Annotated in this window: 17 protein-coding genes; 13 read left to right on the forward strand and 4 right to left on the reverse strand. The window is 59.3% G+C overall.

The window, feature by feature from the left end; translation table 11 throughout:
* Window positions 1-97 precede the first annotated feature (97 nt).
* The gene (locus QZ377_RS04560) at window positions 98-1,309 is read right to left on the reverse strand and encodes an iron-containing alcohol dehydrogenase (protein ID WP_291439932.1); all 1,212 of its coding nucleotides are present in this window, start codon (window positions 1,307-1,309) and stop codon (window positions 98-100) included.
* 350 nt (window positions 1,310-1,659) lie between these two features.
* Here QZ377_RS04560 and QZ377_RS04565 point away from each other — a divergent pair, with 350 nt between their 5' ends.
* From QZ377_RS04565 to QZ377_RS04585, 5 genes are all read left to right on the forward strand, one after another.
* The gene (locus QZ377_RS04565; RefSeq protein WP_291439934.1) at window positions 1,660-1,926 is read left to right on the forward strand and encodes a DksA/TraR family C4-type zinc finger protein; all 267 of its coding nucleotides are present in this window, start codon (window positions 1,660-1,662) and stop codon (window positions 1,924-1,926) included.
* Window positions 1,927-2,027: 101 nt separating this feature from the next.
* Window positions 2,028-3,347 carry a cyanophycin synthetase gene (locus QZ377_RS04570; RefSeq protein WP_291439936.1) on the forward strand — a complete coding sequence of 440 codons (1,320 nt, stop codon included), beginning with the start codon at window positions 2,028-2,030 and terminating at the stop codon, window positions 3,345-3,347.
* On the forward strand, window positions 3,340-4,767 hold the full coding sequence (gene selA / locus QZ377_RS04575; protein WP_291439938.1) for an L-seryl-tRNA(Sec) selenium transferase: 1,428 nt from the start codon (window positions 3,340-3,342) through the stop codon (window positions 4,765-4,767). Before QZ377_RS04570 ends, selA begins: the two co-directional genes overlap by 8 nt.
* A 60-nt stretch (window positions 4,768-4,827) precedes the next feature.
* Complete coding sequence (locus QZ377_RS04580; RefSeq protein ID WP_291439940.1) at window positions 4,828-6,219, forward strand: aminopeptidase; 1,392 nt, start codon at window positions 4,828-4,830, stop codon at window positions 6,217-6,219.
* 257 nt (window positions 6,220-6,476) lie between these two features.
* A complete protein-coding gene (locus tag QZ377_RS04585) occupies window positions 6,477-7,229 on the forward strand; it encodes a DNA alkylation repair protein (RefSeq protein ID WP_291439942.1) in 753 nt (250 codons plus the stop codon).
* Window positions 7,230-7,461: 232 nt separating this feature from the next.
* Here QZ377_RS04585 and QZ377_RS04590 read toward each other — a convergent pair whose 3' ends face one another.
* Together QZ377_RS04590 and QZ377_RS04595 are read right to left on the reverse strand one after the other, a co-directional pair.
* The gene (locus tag QZ377_RS04590; protein ID WP_291439944.1) at window positions 7,462-8,907 is read right to left on the reverse strand and encodes a GNAT family N-acetyltransferase; all 1,446 of its coding nucleotides are present in this window, start codon (window positions 8,905-8,907) and stop codon (window positions 7,462-7,464) included.
* Window positions 8,908-9,158: 251 nt separating this feature from the next.
* Window positions 9,159-10,019, reverse strand: a complete 861-nt coding sequence (locus tag QZ377_RS04595) for a PHP domain-containing protein (RefSeq protein WP_291439946.1) — start codon at window positions 10,017-10,019, stop codon at window positions 9,159-9,161.
* A 133-nt stretch (window positions 10,020-10,152) separates the two neighbouring features.
* On the opposite strand from QZ377_RS04595, the gene QZ377_RS04600 reads away from it, so the two are divergent.
* The 4 genes from QZ377_RS04600 (at window position 10,153) to acs (ending at window position 14,651) form a co-directional block, all read left to right on the forward strand.
* The gene (locus QZ377_RS04600; RefSeq protein ID WP_291439948.1) at window positions 10,153-10,374 is read left to right on the forward strand and encodes a Trm112 family protein; all 222 of its coding nucleotides are present in this window, start codon (window positions 10,153-10,155) and stop codon (window positions 10,372-10,374) included.
* Window positions 10,374-10,940 carry a phosphodiesterase gene (yfcE, locus tag QZ377_RS04605; protein WP_291439950.1) on the forward strand — a complete coding sequence of 189 codons (567 nt, stop codon included), beginning with the start codon at window positions 10,374-10,376 and terminating at the stop codon, window positions 10,938-10,940. The genes QZ377_RS04600 and yfcE overlap by 1 nt, the downstream gene beginning before the upstream one ends.
* A gap of 65 nt (window positions 10,941-11,005) precedes the next feature.
* Complete coding sequence (locus QZ377_RS04610; RefSeq protein ID WP_291439952.1) at window positions 11,006-11,737, forward strand: Maf family nucleotide pyrophosphatase; 732 nt, start codon at window positions 11,006-11,008, stop codon at window positions 11,735-11,737.
* Between the two features lie 865 nt (window positions 11,738-12,602).
* Window positions 12,603-14,651: an acetate--CoA ligase gene (acs, locus tag QZ377_RS04615; RefSeq protein WP_291439954.1), complete on the forward strand. Its 2,049-nt coding sequence runs from the start codon at window positions 12,603-12,605 to the stop codon at window positions 14,649-14,651.
* Between the two features lie 138 nt (window positions 14,652-14,789).
* On the opposite strand, the gene QZ377_RS04620 is transcribed toward acs, so the two are convergent.
* Window positions 14,790-15,290, reverse strand: coding sequence for a hypothetical protein (locus QZ377_RS04620; RefSeq protein ID WP_291439956.1), 501 nt, complete (start codon window positions 15,288-15,290; stop codon window positions 14,790-14,792).
* Window positions 15,291-15,500: 210 nt separating this feature from the next.
* On the opposite strand from QZ377_RS04620, the gene QZ377_RS04625 reads away from it, so the two are divergent.
* From QZ377_RS04625 to QZ377_RS04640, 4 genes are all read left to right on the forward strand, one after another.
* Entirely contained in the window at window positions 15,501-15,749 is a 249-nt protein-coding gene (locus tag QZ377_RS04625) for a FeoA family protein (RefSeq protein WP_291439957.1), read from the forward strand.
* 260 nt (window positions 15,750-16,009) lie between these two features.
* Entirely contained in the window at window positions 16,010-16,264 is a 255-nt protein-coding gene (locus tag QZ377_RS04630; RefSeq protein WP_291439959.1) for a hypothetical protein, read from the forward strand.
* A gap of 210 nt (window positions 16,265-16,474) precedes the next feature.
* Entirely contained in the window at window positions 16,475-18,628 is a 2,154-nt protein-coding gene (locus QZ377_RS04635) for a heavy metal translocating P-type ATPase (protein WP_291439961.1), read from the forward strand.
* The gene (locus QZ377_RS04640; protein ID WP_291439963.1) at window positions 18,606-18,893 is read left to right on the forward strand and encodes an HMA2 domain-containing protein; all 288 of its coding nucleotides are present in this window, start codon (window positions 18,606-18,608) and stop codon (window positions 18,891-18,893) included. The genes QZ377_RS04635 and QZ377_RS04640 overlap by 23 nt, the downstream gene beginning before the upstream one ends.
* Window positions 18,894-18,923: the final 30 nt, after the last annotated feature.

Below are 18,923 nucleotides of genomic sequence, written 5' to 3' on the forward strand. Positions count from 1 at the left end.
GTGGGGTTTTGGCAACAGGCGTTTACCTTTACGGTATTTGACTGAAGCCAAACCCCACTTTGTCACAGATACAGGATAAAAAGACTACCTGGAGCCCCTAGGCCATGGGCCGCAAAGAGTTCATATAGATGCGGGCAACATGCTCGCGCGTGGCCTTTACTGGAGCCACGGAAAGCAGCAGGCCCAGGGATGGCGTCTGCTCCACCAGGTCGCAGAACTTGTCCACATCAGCTTCGCTTACGCCCAGGTCCTGAAGCTTCTGGGTCACGCCCAGGCCAAAAAGCCACTGCTCCACTGCCTTGGCGGCCGCGTCAGCCTCTTCTGGCACACCTGCAAGGCCGGGCGCGATGGGTTCCAAAATATAGGCCAGCACACCAGCCCGTGCGGCGTAGCACTCCTTGATGACCGCTGGTAACAGCACTGCCAGCCCCAGCCCGTGAGACAAATCCGGGCTTACGGCGCTCAGGGGGTGCTCAAGCGCGTGAGTAAAGTGCAACAGCCCGTTGTCAAAGGCCACGCCAGCCTGAAGAGCGGCAAGGCTGAGTTCGTAGCGGGCTTTGAGATCGGTGGGATTTTCCAGAGCCTTGGGCAGCCAGCCATGTACAAGGCGGATGGTTTCTTTGGCCAGGTTCACGGCAAAGGGATTGGAAACCGTTGTGGTGGCGGCCTCCACCACATGATTGACCGCATCAATGGAAACATATCTGGTCTGATCTTCGGACAGACCGGTCATCAATGCCGGATCGTCAATGGCAAAGCGGGGATAGATGCAGTCGTAGGCAATGGCGGGCTTGTAGTTGAGCTTGGTGACTGTGGCTACGGCAAAACGGTTCACTTCGCTGCCTGTGCCGTGTGTCAGGTTGATGGCAATGATGGGCAAAGCCTTTTCCGGCGTAAAGCGGAAGCAGTAGATATCTTCGCCGGTCTTGCCGGGGTTGGCCAGCAGAATGGCCGCGCTCTTGCCACAGTCGATGGGGCTGCCGCCGCCTATGCAGATGACTGCGCCCGCGTTGATGGTGCGCCCCAGCTCGGCGGCTTCGTCCACGCTGTCTGTTGTGGGGTTGGGGGTAACGCGGTTATACAGCGCCAGCGTGATGCCATGCTTTTTGGCCGCGGCCTCAACCTTGTCCCACGCTCCGGTCACCTTGTAAGAACGGCCGCCGCTGACACAGAGAATGGACGATATGCCTTCGTGCTTCATCTGGGCCAGAATATCGTCAATCTTGTTGATGGCACCCACGCCGAGATAAACCGTCGTCTTGACGCGTATTTCCTGAACAGTGTCATAATTGCAACTTTCATCCCACATGATAACCTCCTAGGGTATCAGCATTTCCTGTGGCGGCCGTAATGCTGCCGCAGGATTTGTTATTTTTTTCACATATTTTTATACTCCCAATCTGAACGGGAGTAAACTTCATTGAGCACACAATCATATTTTTTTACTGCACGCCTGCCTGCTTTCCCAGCATGGCAGTGGCCGCGCTGCGTCGAAAAATCAGCCCACCCATGCCGGGCGCGCATCACGCCGTTGCTACAAGCCCTGTTCCAGGTACTTGTGCCGCGCCGCGGCACTTCCATTTTACCCCTGTCCGGCCTACTGTGGCGGCACTGACACTACCGCCACAGCAGGCTGTAAAAAAGACAAAGGAGAACGCCATGGCAAGCGGTTGGACCGGTGACGGTGCGGTACAGGACCAGATTCAGGACTCCATCAACGATGAGGTTGCCCGCGCCCGGCGCAACCTGCCCAAAGGCGAAAGTCTGAGCCACTGTGAGGAATGCGGCGAAGAAATACCCCAGGCCCGGCGCGACGCCCTCCCCGGCGTACGCCTCTGCATCGTCTGCCAGCAGGAAGCCGACAAGGAGCAACAGGCCGTTTCTCTTTACAACCGGCGCGGCAGCAAGGACAGCCAACTGCGGTAGATGGTCTTTTGCGGCGGGCGGCGCATCCACCCGACGGCGCTTCAGGATTGAACCTCTCTAAAACGCTGACAGTTGCACGCCTTTGCGTTACCGTACTGTGCATGAAGCACTTTTTCAGCGATTTTTCCCAGATTCAGCGCCACCTTGACGGCCTGGGGCTTTTCCATATGGACATGGGCCTTGACCGTATGCGGCGCGCCCTGTCCCATCTCGGCCTTACCCGCCCTCCTTTTGTGACGGTGCAGATTCTGGGTACCAACGGCAAAGGCTCCACCGCGGCCTTTCTTTCCGCTCTTTGCCAATCCCACGGGCTGCGCACGGGTCTGTACACCTCGCCGCACTTTGTCTGCCCCACGGAGCGCATCCGCATTGATGGCCGCCCCTGGCCGCAAGACCGGTGGCCTTCACAGGCAGATAAAATCATGAATGCCGTGCCGGAACTGACCTATTTTGAATTTCTTACGGTGCTGGCTCTGCTGGCTTTCAAAGAAGAACAGGTTGATGTGGCCATACTGGAAGCCGGGCTCGGCGGCAGCTACGATGCCACCACGGCCGTCAGCGCGGACCTGACCTGCTTTACCCCCATAGCTATGGATCACAAGGATGTGCTCGGCGCAGACCTTGCCGCCATCGCAAAGGACAAGGCAGGGGCCATCCGCCGGAATGTGCCGGTCTGCGCAGCCAGGCAGTTTCCGCAGGCCGCCAGCGTGCTTGAAAATACCGCTGCCGCCTGCGAGGCTCCGCTCATCTGGGCCGATGCCCTTGAAGATCCTTTCGTGCCGGGGCTTGCAGGGCCTCACCAGCGTGACAATGCTGCTCTGGCCCTCACAGCATGGCGGCGGCTGGCTCCCATGCTGGGTAAAAATCCCGCTGATGCCGCGCTGCAACAGCAGGGCCTGGCCCGCGCTTTTGTACCCGGCCGTCTACAGGCCATTCCCGCCACAGACGGCCTGCCCCCCCTGCTGCTGGACGGCGCGCACAATCCGCATGGCATGGCCGCTCTGATCACCGCCCTGCGGCAAGCAGACGTGCGGCCCGCTGCCGCTGTTTTTTCCTGTCTGGGGGATAAAGACTGGCATTCCGTTGCGGGCATGCTCAAAAAAGCACTCGGGCATACGCCCGTTTTTATACCGGCCCTGCATAATCCCCGGGCCGCCGATGTGCGCGATATTGCCGCATTTTTCAATGCCATTCCCCCGGCCACGGCCCTGGCCGTACCGGCCACGGCGGAATCCACGCAGGGTGCGTGCAACAGTCTTGCGCAGGCACTGGCCCAGGCCGCCGACTGCGCCCGGGCCGACGGCAACAACCGCCCGGTACTGGTCACAGGCTCGCTCTACCTGCTGGCCGAATTTTTCAGCCTTTTTCCCCGCCACCTTTTGCCCGCAGCCGACGCATACGGGAGACCCCCCCATGAATAATCTCTTCCGCTCCATTCCCGCGGTGGATCTGTGCCTTACGGCCCTCGGCCAGACCGACCCTACCCTGGTGGAAGCCCCACGCGGCCTGATGCGCGACCTTATAACAGAATTCTGGGACAAAAAGCGCCACGAAATACGCGAAGGGCATTACAAAAAAACCGAACAACTGACCCTTGACGCCTGCCTGCCCGAACTCATGACACATGTACGTACAGGCCTGCGCAGCCGCTTCCGGGCGGCGCTCAACGCTACCGGCGTGGTGGTGCATACCAATATGGGGCGCTCCGTGCTTGCCAAAGAAGCGCGTGAAGCGGTCATTACCGCCGCCACCGGCTATTGCAATCTGGAGCTGGACATGCAAAGCGGCGGCCGGGGCAGCCGCCACGCCCTGGTTGAAGACCTGCTGTGCCGCCTGACCGGTGCGGAGGCCGCCCTTGTGGTCAACAATAACGCCGCTGCCGTGCTTCTGGTGCTGGACACCTTCTGCAAAGGCGGCGAAGTGGTTGTTTCACGCGGCGAACTGGTGGAAATCGGCGGCAGCTTCCGCATCCCCGAAGTGATGGAAAAAAGCGGAGCCATGTTGCGCGAGGTGGGAGCTACCAACCGCACCCACCTACACGACTACAGCGCGGCCATAAACGAAAACACCCGCGCCCTCATGCGGGTGCACACGTCAAACTACCGCATTGTGGGCTTTCATTCCGCCGTGCCGCTGCCCGAACTGGCAACGTTGGCGCGACGGCATGATCTGCCCCTTATTGAAGACCTTGGCAGCGGCAGCCTGACAGACTTTTCTTCCTGCGGGCTGCCCGATGAGCCAACCGTCCCCTCGGTGCTGGCACAAGGGGCAGACATCGCCACATTTTCCGGCGACAAGGTGCTTGGTGGCCCGCAGGCGGGCATTATCGCAGGGCGTAAGGACATGATCGACACACTCAAGCGCAATCCGCTCACCCGCGCCCTGCGCTGCGACAAACTCTGCCTGGCCGCACTTGAGGCCACACTGCGCCTCTATCTTGACCCTGAAAAAGCCCGTCAAAAAATTCCCACCCTGCGCATGATCTGCCGCCCGGCCGAAGAACTGGCCCGCGCGGCCCGCGCCTTGGCCGCAGCGCTGCGCAAGGGATTTGCCGACCCGTCGACACCCTGCCTTGTAAGCCTGCGGCCCGATGTTTCGCGCGTGGGCGGCGGGGCGTTTCCGCAGTACGACCTGCCGACGACACTTGTGTGCCTCAAGCCTGAAAATTGCAGTGCAACAGCTCTCAAGGCGGCCCTTCTGCGTACAGACCCGCCCCTCATAGGACGGCTGGAAGACGACTGCTTCTGCCTTGACCCGCGCACCCTGACCGCCGAGGACAGACCCGCGCTGCTGCGCGTGCTGCGCGAGGCTCTGGCTTTGGCCGCAAAAGAGATTATATAGGCGGTACTGACCGCAAAAATGACAGGCCTGCCGCCCAGGCAGACCGTAAAGGAAAACAGCATGGAAAAGACTCTGGCCTACAAACCCCAAAACGCCTGGGAAGGCGCGGATGCCAAGACGCGCAAAGAAATGGAAGCCCTGGCTGTCCGCTATATGGATTTTCTTACGCATTGCAAAACCGAGCGAGAAACCGTGAACTATGTACGCCAGCGCCTGGCGGAACACGGCTATACTGAAGACTTCACTGCTGACCGCGTCATGCGGCCCATGCGCGGCAAAGCCATTTTTGCGGCAAGGCGCGGCACGCTGCCGCTGGAACAGGGCCTTGCCCTCATTGCCGCCCACACCGACACACCGCGTCTGGACTTCAAACAGCGCCCGCTCATTGAACAGCCCGGCGTTGCCCAGGCAAAAACGCACTATTACGGTGGCATACGCAAGTATCAGTGGCTGGCGCGCCCTCTGGCGCTGCATGGCGTGGTGGTACGCGGCGACGGCTCTGTCATTGAGGTTACCATTGGCGAAAAAGCCGGGGAACCTGTGTTCTGCATTGCCGACCTGCTGCCCCATCTGGCCCAGAAGCAGGTTACCCAGACCGTCAGCGATGCGTTTGAAGCCGAAAAGCTCAATATCATTCTTGGGCACAGCCCCAAGGCCGCAGGCAAAGGCAAAAAAGAAGACGCCCCCAAAGAACCGGTAAAGGCGCAGCTTCTGGAAATCCTGAACAAAAAATACGGCATTACCGAAGAAGACCTGATCACAGCCGAACTTCAGGCCGTTCCCGCTGGCCCGGCCCGCTTTGTGGGCTTTGACAAGGCCCTGGTGGGCGGCTACGGGCAGGATGACCGCATCTGCGTGTTCACGGCTCTTGAAGCTCTGCTGGAGGCCGAAGCCACAGGCCGGAGTATGGCCGTCATTTTCTGGGACAAGGAAGAAATCGGTTCGGACGGGGCCACCGGCGCGGCCTCGCGCTTTTTGCAGTACTGCGTGGAGGATCTGGCCCGCGTCTGGGCGCCGGACTTACCGGCATCCCGTGTTTTTATGGAAACCCGCGCCCTGTCCGCCGACGTGCAGGCAGCCCTGGACCCCGATTTTCAGGAAGTGCACGAAAAGCAGAACGCCGCCCAGATGGGTTACGGCCCCTGCTTTTCCAAGTTCACAGGCTCGCGCGGCAAATATGGAGCCAGCGAGGCCGATGCGGAATTTTTCGGCGCGCTGCGCACTCTTTATAACAGTAAAAACATCCCCTGGCAGGCGGCGGAGCTGGGCCGCGTGGACCACGGCGGCGGCGGCACGGTGGCTCTTTTTCTGGCCGCCTACGGCATGCATGTCATTGACCTCGGCCCTGCGGTCCTGTCCATGCACAGCCCCTTTGAGCTGGCAAGCTGCGCCGACCTGCACACCACGGTGCGGGCCTACCGGACCTTTTTTGAATCAGCCATCCAGGTGTAGGGCGGTTTCGCCGTAAAGCGCCCTCACCCGACGCCGGGCGTACCCATGCGCGCCGGGCAGATCCGCCCTCGCAAGGTCCGGCGTCATCGCTCCACTTTTTGCACCGCCGGAGCATTTCAGCAGCAAATGCTCCGGCGCTATACAACGCAGTCGCATGGCGAGCACATCCAGCGCTCAGCGCTGGCCGCCCTTGCGGCCTTCACGGGTACACACCGCCGCGCGAAGCCATCCCCTCCCCCCAACCTGCCAGGAAAAATATGACGACAACAGACAGTCACAGAGTACACCTGCTCAACAGCGGGCAGGCCGCCTCAAGCAATCTGGGCGAAGCCCTTGCCGTGGACTTTGCCGCCCTCATGGCGGCGGCCCTGCCGTCCGTCCCCGCAGAGGGAGTGGCAGCCCTGCAAAAAATGGCAGCCCAAGGCATTTCCAAGCGCATGCGCCTGGCTGCGGATCTGGTATATGCAACCCTTGGGCCGGACGCCCTGGATCAGGTCACAACGCACACTTCAGACACCGTGCGCGGCTGGGGCTGCTTCGCCCAGGCGCTTATTCCGGGCCTGAGCATAGAAGAACGGCTTGAAAACATGCGTCCCCTGGCCGACGACGGTCATTTTGGCGTGCGGGAATGGGCATGGATGGCCTTGCGCCCGCATATTACAGAGCATCTTGAACCTGCCGTGGCGCACCTTGTTCAGTGGACCACCGATCCCTCGGAACGGGTGCGCCGCTTTGCCTGCGAAAGCATACGTCCGCGCGGGGTCTGGTGCAGTCATATGGAAAAGCTCAAACAGGCCCCGGCCCTTGCCCTGCCCGTGCTGGAGCCGTTGCACGCAGACCCGGCAGTTTACGTGCAGGACAGCGTGGGCAACTGGCTCAACGATGCAGCCAAATCGCAGCCCGCATGGGTGCAGGACGTCTGCGCCCGCTGGCTGGCCCAAAGCCCCTGCAAGGCTACAGCGCGCATCTGCAAGCGCGCACAGCGCAGCATTAAAACATCTTCACGTTGAAAATGGCTCTGGCGGCTGCGTGAGCAGATGCCCACCGTAAAGGCGCAAGCGTAAGTTATTTGCGCTGTTAGCGCCGAATCTGACGTATATCAACCATTGAAACTATATGTTCTCAAAAGCAAGCTGCTTTAAAGACACAGCCATAAAAAAGGCGCACACCATAGTGCGCGCCGTGAAGTTTTGAGAACATATATCGTTAGCAAAAAAATGCTCTTATACATGCCCTCAAATATCAAAAATAGTCTGAAAAATAGGGTTTGTCCGGCGGAATCAGCGCCTCAAGAGTCTTGAGCAGGTGATAGTCCATATCAATGCGGTCATTGTTATAGAGATATGTCGGCCGCTTGTACCCCATAAACATAGTGGTCAGTGTCTGGATATCCAGACCGATGCGGTGGCCTGAACGGAATGTGGAGACCTGCTCGCAAACGGCCTCTCCCTCCTGCCAGCTCATATGGAAGATGCCGTTATTCCAGGGGGCAATGGGGTCCCTGACTTCAAATTCCAGCGTAAGCCTGGGGTCGCTGAACTGGTAGGGGTAAAATTCCATAAAACGCTGCACGTCCACTATGCGGGCCATGCCGTAAGGCTGGATGGTCTCGTCAATCTCACTGTCTTCAAACTGAAAGGCAATGGCCTCGCCCGTGTAGTTGACGCCCTCGACCCTGGTAATCATGGAAAAATGCGCGCTGATGTAGTTCCAGATGCCGGACTTGGCCTCCTGATTCAGGTAGACCATCTCCTTGATGCTGAAAACTTCGTTTTCAATGTAGTACACAACGTAGCCCAGCGGCTTGCGGTCAGCGCCGTAGTACACCGCCGCCATAACGTCATCCGAATCCCATCGCCAGTATTCTTCCCACTCCAGTGCGCCGCGTATGAGCGCGCCGTGCTCTTGCAGGGCAAAATATTTGTAGACCCTGTGCAGGTCTTCATTTTCGATATCCACACGTTCTATCAGGCCATCCACGGCCCGCCGCGCCGGAAGCTGGGTATCCTTGATGGTGAACGTCATCTTGTCCGAAACAATTTCCCAGCCATGTTTGCGATACAGGGGAATGGAATAGGGGCAAAGGTAGGAAATGATCTGCTGCTCTGCGCGCATGTGCTCGAGGCTCTTGCCCAGAAGCGAATGGATGAGGCCGCGTCCCGTATATTCGGGATAGGTAGCCACCCCCGTAATGCCGCCCATCTTGCATATTTCGCCCTGCACGTTCACTTCCATCGGATAGATGACGATCTGCGAAGCCAGGCGGCCCTTATAAAACCAGCCCATCACGTGCGAAGCTTCAAAAATGGGCTTTTTGGACTGTTTCATCTCTTTTTCCGACCAGCCGATGCGGGCCATCTCGGACGAGCTTACCTGAAAAGCATAGCGCAACAGCGCCTCGAACTGTTCAAAATCTTCCTTGCCGAGCTGCCGGAATTCAAAGGCGTCATGAAGGCCGGGGCCTGGCTGCTGGCCTTCACCCACAGCATTGGCGGCATCGGCCTTTCCGCGGGCTTCCGCGGCCAGAGCCGCGCGGCGGGCCTCAAGCCCCCGTTCGCGGCGGCTGCCGGGAACCAGCGGCGCACCGCTGCTTTTGTTGGGGGCAGCGCCCGCAGTACGGAACGGATGAGGTTCAAGACGGGGGCCGTCAAGGGGCGGCACGTGTTGCTGCTTGTGTAAAATTCGCATGTCCGAATGTCCCGGTAAAGACTATGCATGAAACCGGCCGGTGTGGGCGCGGCCTGCCGCGGGTTCCGGCCGGAAAAATACGGCAAATGTATAACGGCGCTTATGCCCGCTGTAACGCGCCGGGCATTTTTTCGCAAGGCATGAGCAAGAGGGGTGGCGGCAGAAAAATGAAAATACTGGCTTCAGTTCATCGCGCAGGCGGCAGAGACACTACTTGCGAGCACAGCATCAACGCAGCGTAATGCTGCAAATCAGACAGGCAGCCCCATTTTTATGCGGCGCTCACGCAGGTCATCCAGCACGCCAATGCCCACACGCAGGCCGCCGTAGCCACGCCCAAGCTGAATGGCGGGCTTGTTGACGCCGTGATAGTCCGACCCGCCGCTGATGCCGAGGTCAAAGCGCCTGGCCAGGGCCAGACATGTGCGCACATCCGCTTCTGAATGCTCGCTGTGCCACGCTTCAATGGCGTTCAGGCCGCAATCCTTGAGGCGTGCTACCTGCGCTTCAAGCCAGCCGGTCGGCGCTTTCCACAGCAGGGGATGCGCCAGGCTCACTGTAGCGCCAAGGTCTGCCAGCAGCCGCACGATTTCCTCCGGCTCCAGCACTTCTTTGGGCAGATAGGCCTTGCCGTGGTTGCCCAGATATTCCTTGAACACTTCGCGTATGTTTTTGGCGTAGCCCTTGCGCAGCAGCACATCGGCAATGTGGGGCCGCCCCACGCTTTCGCCCATGGCCGCAGCCAGCACTTCCTCCATGCTGACATCCAGCCCGAGGTCTTGCAGCTTGCGCACAATGCCCTCATTGCGCTCACCGCGCTTTTCACGCAAAAAGGCAAGCTGTTGCAACAGGGCGTCGGGCTGTTCGGGCAGCCACAGGCCCAGAATATGCAATTCGCCCAGTTCTGTGTTTGTGGAAATTTCGCAACCGCGTATGAGTTCCACCCCCAGCTCACGCCCGGCGGCAGCGGCCTCGTCCAGACCGGCAAGCGTATCATGGTCTGTCACGGCAACAGCTTTAAGGCCCGCCTCAGCGGCTTTGGCCATCAATTGCGCCGGAGAGTCAGTACCGTCGGACGCCCTGGTGTGGGTATGCAGATCAACCAGTTCCATAAAATACTACCTTGAGGGATGACTGTTATTGATAGCGCAAAATATCAATAGGGTGCAAGCCTTGAACTGAGGGGGGCATCACGTTACACTGTCGGGCCATAACGAACCAAGCCCATATGAAAAGGGAATACATATGCCCATCAATACAGAAGAACTTTTGCGTATCCTGGCCTGCCCCAAATGCCTTGGCAGCCTCACGGCCCTGGAAGAAAATACAGCCGTGGCAGGCTTTGCCTGCGCAGCCTGTCAGGTGGTATACCCCGTGCGGGAAGACATCCCCGTCATGCTGGTGGAAGAAGCCGAAGACAGGCCCACCTGGAACGCCCGCCACCCTGAGGCAAGGGAGCGCTCCTGATGCGTCTGCTTATTGCCTCGGACCTGCACGGCTCCATTGAAAGCCTGCGCTTTCTGATAGAAAAAGCCCGACAGACAGAACCCCACCTGCTGGTGCTTCTGGGCGACCTTGTTTATCACGGTCCGCGCAACCCCCTGCCCCAGGGGTATGACACCCCCTCTGTTCTGCGCGAAATGCCCGATCTTTCGTCCCTGCCCTGTCCGGTCAGCGCCGTACGCGGTAACTGCGATGCCGAGGTGGATCTGACCCTTCTGCCCTTTCCCGTGGCCGAAACCGCATGGCTTGAAGCTGACGGGCTGCATATTTTCGCCAGCCACGGGCATCATCTGCCGGAAAATCCGCCCTGCCCCGGTCTGAAGCCCGGCACGGTCATTCTGCGCGGGCATACCCACATCCCCAGGGGAGAAACCCTGGACGGCCTGCACTTCTGGAATCCCGGCTCCCTCTCGCTGCCCAAGGGCGGCTCGCCGCGCAGCTACGGCTTTTATGAGGACGGCGTTTTTCGCGTACTGGACATGCAGGACCACGAAGTGCTCCGTCACGCCCCGGCCGCCAGCAAGGCATAAAACCTCCGCTCACGCCTTCAACCGGGGCAGCCCGGTACAACCCGCGTATAAGTACAGACAGTAACATGGCAGAAAACCGCACCCCACGCTCCGCTCTTTTTTCTCTGGCCCCTGGCTACAGGCTTGTGCTGGCCTCGGCCTCACCCCGGCGGCGCCAGTTTCTCACCGAATGGGGCCTTTCCTTTGAGCTGACCAGCCCTGCCGGGGCAGAGCCTTCGCCCCGCCCCGGAGAATCGCCCGATGCCTATACGCGGCGCGCGGCCCTTGCCAAAGCCCATGCGGCAGCCGGTCTTCTTGCCGGTCAGGGGCAATCTTTACTGCACGAAAAAAACATTATTCTGGCTGCCGATACCGTAGTCGCCGTGGACAGCGACATTCTGGGCAAACCCCGCGACAGGCAGGATGCGCTGAACATGCTCACCCGTCTTTCCGGGCGCGGGCATGAAGTCATCAGCGCCGTCTGCCTGCTGCTGCCCGGCACACGACAGGCGGCAGCAGACGCAACGCAAACCGGCACGACGGGGAGCGCCACCTCCGAAACGGAAGAACTGGTGTTCAGCGACGCAAGCCGTGTTTTTTTCCATCCCTGGCCTGAATCTGTGCTGCGCGCCTATGTGGCCACAGACGAGCCGTGCGACAAAGCCGGAGCCTACGCCATTCAGGGGCAAGGGGCTTTTCTTGTGGACAGGGTGGAAGGCTCGTGGAGCACGGTTGTGGGCCTGCCCGTTACCCAACTGGCAGCCCTGCTGCTGCATCGCGGCCTCATGCTGCCCGGCGGCGGACCAGAGGCAGAGTAAAAATCCGCGCACAGGAAGGCACGTATCCCGCAACAGGGCTGGACCACGCAAAATCCGTATACGACCGCGCACGGGACAGTTTTTTCTTTTGCCGGGCAGTTGGCTTACCTGCCCTTTTTACGCCGGACAAGGCAGCCCGGCATTGGCGTACCCTCGAACACCTGACGCCATGCAGGTGTGTTGCCATCAAGATGTCTGCCATGCCCCACATTGCCGCTGCGCTGCTCCCGCCGGACGCAAACACTGCCCGTCATCCCAGTCCCGTATCCCGATCCGCATCGCGGCCCATATCGCGGGGCATTCCCGCCCGCATACCGGCCAAACCCCGGACGCCCCTGTCACTGCCGGCGTGTCCCATCCGCAATGAGACCGACCGGCTTTGGCCCCCGGCCAGCCTGCAAAAACCACAGTGCACGCCCATCATCCCCTTCCCGGCCACCCTGCGCTGCAACTTCCCGGCTTCCTCCCACCTGAACCTCCTGCTCCTGGCCAGGCCCTTCAGACCATCCGGGCAACGCACTCCGCCCCACCGCACTGCCTAACGGCACAATGCTCCACGGTGCACGGAGTAAAATACTATTTTCCGCATAAAAGGTTTTGCCCGCTTTCACGTGTCTGCTTTAAAAAGTTATATTTTTTTGCCCCCATATTGTGAAAAAAATCTTCAATTGTAACGGCGTTACAATCAGCCAGCCTCCGTAAAAAATATCAAATTTTTGCAATATTGATATTTTTTTCACAACTATGACTGAAAGCACAAACAGGTACTTGCCTCTTGACGGTTATTTAAAATCTCTTTACGCATGTATCATGGCAAAGTCTTAACTTTTCATTTTACTGTTTTATGCATTATGGAGGCTGGATCATGTCTCAGGAACGGATCACGACACTGTTGAATGAAAATCGCAGCTATCTTCCACCAGAGCACGGCAAGACGTCTGCCTGGGTTTGCGGCCCGGAAGAGTATAACGCACTATGCCGCCGCGCTCTGGAAGACCCCAATGACTTTTGGGGAGCGCGAGCATCGCAGTTGATCCATTGGTTCAAACGCTGGGACAAAGTACTGGAAGCTGATGAAGCAAACCATAAATACCAGTGGTTTACCGGTGGAAAACTCAATGCTTCCTTTAACTGCATCGACAGACACCTGATTTCGGGCAGACGCAACAAGGCTGCCCTTATCTGGCAAGGCGAAAAAGAAACAGATGTGCGCTGCTACACCTATCAGATGCTTTATACAGAGGTCTGCCGTGTAGCACATGCCATGAGCTCACTTCGCATACGCAAAGGCGACCATGTTGCCCTGTATATGCCAATGATACCTGAGCTTTTTATTGCCATGCTGGCCTGCGCCCGCATAGGCGCCATACACACGGCCATCTTTTCCGGCTATGCGGAAGGGGGCGTGCGCAGCCGCATACAGGGCTGCAAGGCGCGCGTGGTCATCACGGCCGATGCGGCTGTGCGCGGCGGCAAGTTCAAACCCCTCAAGGCCAACCTTGACCCCATACTGGAAAAATGCCCCTCTGTGGCCCATGTGGTGGTGGTCAGGCATGCGGGGCTTGAAAACGTCAACATGCAACGCAACCGCGATATCTGGTGGCATGACCTTATTGACGATTTTACCCTTAACCCCGACTTTCCCTGCGAACCTATGGATGCCAACGATACGCTCTTTCTGCTGCACACCAGCGGGAGTACGGGCAAGCCCACAGGGGTGATGCATTCCACGGGCGGCTACCTGACCTATGCGGCTCACACCACACAGTGGTGCTTCGACATGCGCGATGACGACGTATACTGGTGCACAGCCGACGCCGGATGGATTACCGGGCACACCTACGGCGTATACGGTCCGCTGGCCCTGGGGGCCACCACCCTCATGTTCGAGGGCATACCCACATGGCCCTATCCGGACAGGTACTGGCGCATTGTGGAAAACTTCCGCGTCAACATCCTTTATACAGCGCCCACGGTCGTCCGTTCTCTCATGCGGATGAACGAAGCGTGGACAGAGCGTTACGACCTGCGCAGCCTGCGCATTCTCGGCAGCGTGGGCGAACCCATCAATCCTGAAGCCTGGCACTGGTACCACAAACATATCGGCGGCAGCGAACTGCCCATAGTGGATACGTGGTGGCAGACGGAAACCGGCGGCGCCATGATCGCTCCCATGCCCTACGCCACAAAGCTCAAACCCGGCTCCGCCTCAAAGCCGCTGCCCGGCATTGACGCCACCGTTATGGGCTCGGCCGCGCGCGACGGCGAAGAACCCGAGGCAGACTGCAAGGCGGGCCACCTTGTGATCCGTCGCCCTTGGCCGGGCATGATGCAGGGGGTTTTCAATGATGAAGAAAAGTACCAATCCTACTTTTCGCGCTTCGGCTGCTATTCTTCGGGCGACGCCGCCGAAATCGACCAGGACGGCTACTTCTGGATACTTGGCCGCATTGACGATTCCATCAACGTTTCCGGCCACCGCCTTTCCACCGCCGAAATAGAGGCAGTGCTGGCCGCCTGCCCCGAGGTGGGCGAAGCCGCCGTGGTTCCCATGCCCCACGCCCTTAAGGGAGAAGGCATCTATGTGTACGTGGTCACGCGCGATGAGGTCCCCTGGAGCGCAGACCTGCGCGCCAAGCTGCGCGAGGCCGTGCGCAGGGATATCGGCGCTCTGGCGACGCCGGAATATATACAGTTTGTGGAGGGCATGCCCAAAACCACATCCGGCAAGATCATACGCCGCATGCTGCGAAAAATAGCTGGCGACAGCTACGAGGATATCGGCGACACCACATCGCTGGCCGAACCCGATGTCATACCCAAAATCATCTCCGGCCACCGCAATCTCATGGCCGGACGTCATGAAATGGAAGACGCCCCTGAAGGGGAAAAAGCCGTCAAAGCAGACGCCTGACCGATAATACTGCGATAATACTGCAAAGATCTGAGGCCGGAACGCTGTGCGCTCCGGCCTCAGATCTTTGGCATGATACTACGGCGCTGCCCTCATATCCGGCAGCACCCGCCTGTTTCAGGCTCCTGGAAAGCAGGCCTACAGGGCCTTGCCCCCGGCCAGCCCGGACAAAAGACACAGGCTGCCCGCGCCAAGCATGGTGCGTACCTCAAATTTACGCGGGCTGACGCCCATAATCTTGGTTTTGCTGTTGCCCTTGCCCAAGGCCTGCAAAAAACCGGGAAGGCGCACGTCTCCCAACATGTCTCCGTATCCGCGGCTCTCTTTTTTGCGACCTTTGCCTTTGCCCTGCGCAGCGGCGAAACGCGCGCGTCTTTCGGCTCTCCGCGCCGCGGCGGCCTCGGCCCTGGGCGTCAGAAGCCCCGGAATTTTTTCTTCCAGCCGCAGACAGACGGCGGCAAAGTCCGTACCGGAATCCATAATCAGCAGCAAGGATTCCGTACCGGGGCGCACTTCGCAAACGCCCGCCTCATCCAGCAGCAAGACTCGTGCAGTCTCACGCGCGTCAGCATCGGCCAGAGCCGGATGGCGCAACCGTGCCCTGCCTTCCATCAGATGTGCAACATATGGTCGCTGCATGCTCTCTCCTTGGCGAATACGGGGCTTAAGAACTCCGGTTGAAATTGACTTTCTTTTCTCTTGACACGTCTGCCTATTGGGAGCAAGATCGCTGTCAAGCCTGAAAAAACGCCATATGGCGCAAGCGCCGCATCAGGTTGCGGCATGAGCCTGTGGCCTGAATGGTATTCAGATGCATTACCCGGTAATGCTAAAAAAGAGAGAACACGCATGAGCCAGATTGTCAATCTGCGTCAGATGCAGGTAGGCCAGAAGGGCAGAATTGCCGCTGTAGAAGCCCTTGGTGAAATGAACCGCCGCATTCGCGACATGGGGCTCATCCCCGGAACAACAGTTTCTGTCGTCGGGCGGGCTCCCCTCAAAGATCCCGTAGCCCTGCGCCTTTCCGGGGTGACCATTTCCCTGCGCAACAGCGAAGCGGATTACATCAAGGTTGATCTGACGGCCTCCGGCAACTAACAGCCATCCCACACGGCGCTTCTGAGAAGCCGGGCCTCCGGTCATGCTGTAAAATATGGCTGAAACCGCGCCCGGCGGCTGCGAAGCCCATCGCAAGCGACCGCATTTTTCGGTCGTTTACAGACTTTTCATCGGACTTCTTTTATTATACTGTTTTTCTGCCTGCCGTATTTTTCGGCAAGGACACGAGCGATATCCGAGGGGCGGCCACCTGCCCGTCGGGAAATACGGCATAGTGCAAACACGTAAAGGAGTTAGTTATGAATAGCGGTTTTAAATGCGGCCTGTGGTTCCTGGGCGGCCTGATCGTCGGCGCTGTAGGTGTTGCTGCCGCAAATCGCGGCAAGGTCGACTTCAAGCCTTTGGCTACTGACCTTATCAGCCGCGGCATTGACGTCAAAGACGCCCTGCTTACCAAGGTTGAAGCCCTCAAGGAAGATGTGGAAGACCTCACCGCCGAAGCACGCCTGGCCTCTGAAAAACGCAAGGCCGGCAAGGACGCTGCTGAAGCTTAACGCAATCGGCCTTGCCTCCGGTAAGGCGTTTGCCCTGCGCGGACTTACGTCCGCGCACTTTATTACTGTTTGACAGAAATACCCGGTCAAAAACGCCCGACGCGCCCCGGCCTGTCCGGCTCCCTTCAGGCGATGCCGCCCCTTCTTCGGGCGATGGCCACACACCCCGCGGTTTGCAGTCTTTGCTTTATTTATGGAACAGGAGCGCGCATGCGTTTTTATATTGTCCATGAGTTGTGTGGCATAGCCACGCCCGATTCCGGCAGAATGCGCGTGCGCGCCTCTTGCCCTCTCAATCCTGCGCAGGCCGAAGCACTGGCAGGAGCCCTGTCCACCCTGCCCGGCATTATTGTGGCGCGCGTTACACCGCGCCTGGGCAGCCTGCTGTTCTTCTATGAAGACCGGCAAAGCCGCGAGAGCGCCCTGACCCTGCTCGTGGGCGCCGGCGACGAGCAAAGCCCGCTGGCGCATATGGATACCGCCGATGGCGACGCTCCCGGCCCCGGCGAAGCCACACTTACCGAAGGGCTTATGCCGGTCTTTCAGTACGTTTTTGTGCGCCCCCTGCTGCCCATGGCCCTGCGCATCGTCAACAGCGTAGTCAGCGCTGTGCCATTTCTTTTCAAGGGCATACAGGCCGTTCTGCGCGGTGCGCTCAATGTGGATGTGCTCGACGCGGCAGCCATTGGCGCTTCGCTCATCATGCGCGACTTCCGCACGGTGAGCCTGCTCACCCTGCTGCTTGGCCTGGGCGAAACGCTGGAGTACTGGACCCGCCGCCGCTCCATGGCCACGCTGACCGAAAGCCTCGCCCTTAATGTGGAAAATGTCTGGCTGCTCGTTGATGGAACGGAAATATCCGTTCCCCTTGCCCAGGTAAAAGAAGACGACCTTGTGGTTGTACGCGACGGCGGCAGCATCCCCGTGGACGGCGTGGTGGAAGAAGGCTGCGCGGTAGTCAACCAGTCCTCCATGACAGGAGAGCCGCTCGGCGTCAGAAGGGCGGTGGGAGCGTCTGTTTTTGCAGGCACCGTGGTCGAGGAAGGCCGCCTTGTCATCCGTGCCAAGCATGTGGGCGATGGCACGCGCCTGCGCCAGGTTGTCAAATTTATTGAAGAGTCGGAAACGCTCAAGGCGGGCATACAGGGTAAATACGAACGCCTGGCAGACATGGCCGTACCCTTTACCTTTGGCCTGGCCGCCGTGGTCTGGCTGCTCACGCGGGACTTCCGCCGCGCGGCCTCTGTGCTGCTTGTGGATTACTCCTGCGCGCTCAAGCTGGCCACGCCGCTGGCGGTGCTGGCATCCATGCGTGAAGGCGCGCGCCACGGCATGGCCATCAAGGGCGGACGCTACCTTGAAGCCCTCAATGAGGCCGACACCGTTGTCTTTGACAAAACCGGCACGCTTACCCAGGCCAGCCCCAAGGTTGTGGAAATCTTTCCCGCACCGGGCTTTGACCGCACCGAAGTTCTGCGCGTCATGGCCTGCCTTGAAGAGCATTTTCCCCACCCCGTGGCGCGCGCCGTGGTGCGCAAAGCCGATGAGGAAGGGCTTAAACACGAAGAAGAACACGCCCATGTGGAATACCTTGTGGCGCACGGCGTGGCTTCTTCCCTTTACGGCAAAAAAATGCGCGTGGGCAGTCGCCACTACATCGAGCATGACGAAGGCGTTGACCTCGGCCCCTTGCAGCATAGCATAGAAGAACAGACAGCCATGGGGCGTTCGCTGCTTTTCATGAGCGAAGACGGCAAGCTCGCGGGCATGGTCTCCATTGAAGACCCCCTGCGTCCGGAAGCCGCGCGCGTTGTGGAAGAGCTTCGCGGCCTGGGCTTCGGGCGCATACTCATGCTCACCGGAGATGATGAACGCAACGCGCGCGCCGTGGCCGCCAGTGTCGGCATTAACGAGTACCGCTCTCAGGTGCTGCCCGCAGACAAGGCCCGCATTGTACAAGATCTCACCGATCAGGGCTGCAAGGTGCTCATGGTGGGCGACGGCATCAACGATGCCCCTGCCCTTTCAGCGTCACATGTGGGCGTTGCCATGAGCGACGGTACAGATCTGGCCCGCGAGGTAGCCAACGTGCTGCTGACCCATCCCAGCCTTGAAGGGATTGTCAATGCCCGTTTGCTGGGCAGGCGAACCCTGCGGCGCATACACTTCAACTTTGTATCCACGCTGGCGCTCAATAGCGCATTTCTTGTGGGCGGACTTTTCATGATCATCGGCCCCGGCGTTTCAGCCCTGCTGCATAATGTCACGACTCTGGGCGTGGCGCTCAACGCCATGCGACCGCATTTGCCCAAAAAGGCCCTTCCGGGCGAGGAGAGCCATTTTGAACACTCTGCATCTTCTTAAATATGTACGCAGTTTTGTGGACGGAAGAGTGCGCATACGCCACCCCGCCCTCCGCAACGAATCCGTAGCCGCGCTTGCCGAAGCCCGCATGAAGACCATTGCCGGAGTAAACTCTGTGGAATGCAATCCTGTAAGCGGCTCCGTGCTCATTCTCTATGACAGCAAGGCCATACCGAAAGAACGGCTTTTTGCCATAGGCGAGGCCTGGGCCGTCTACCTTGATAAAATCAAGGACGGCAAACCGGCGGACGTGCCGGAATTTTAAGCCTCCCACACCTCAGACCACACAGACCAA

Source organism: Desulfovibrio sp. (genome assembly GCF_019424165.1).
GTDB lineage: Bacteria > Desulfobacterota > Desulfovibrionia > Desulfovibrionales > Desulfovibrionaceae > Desulfovibrio.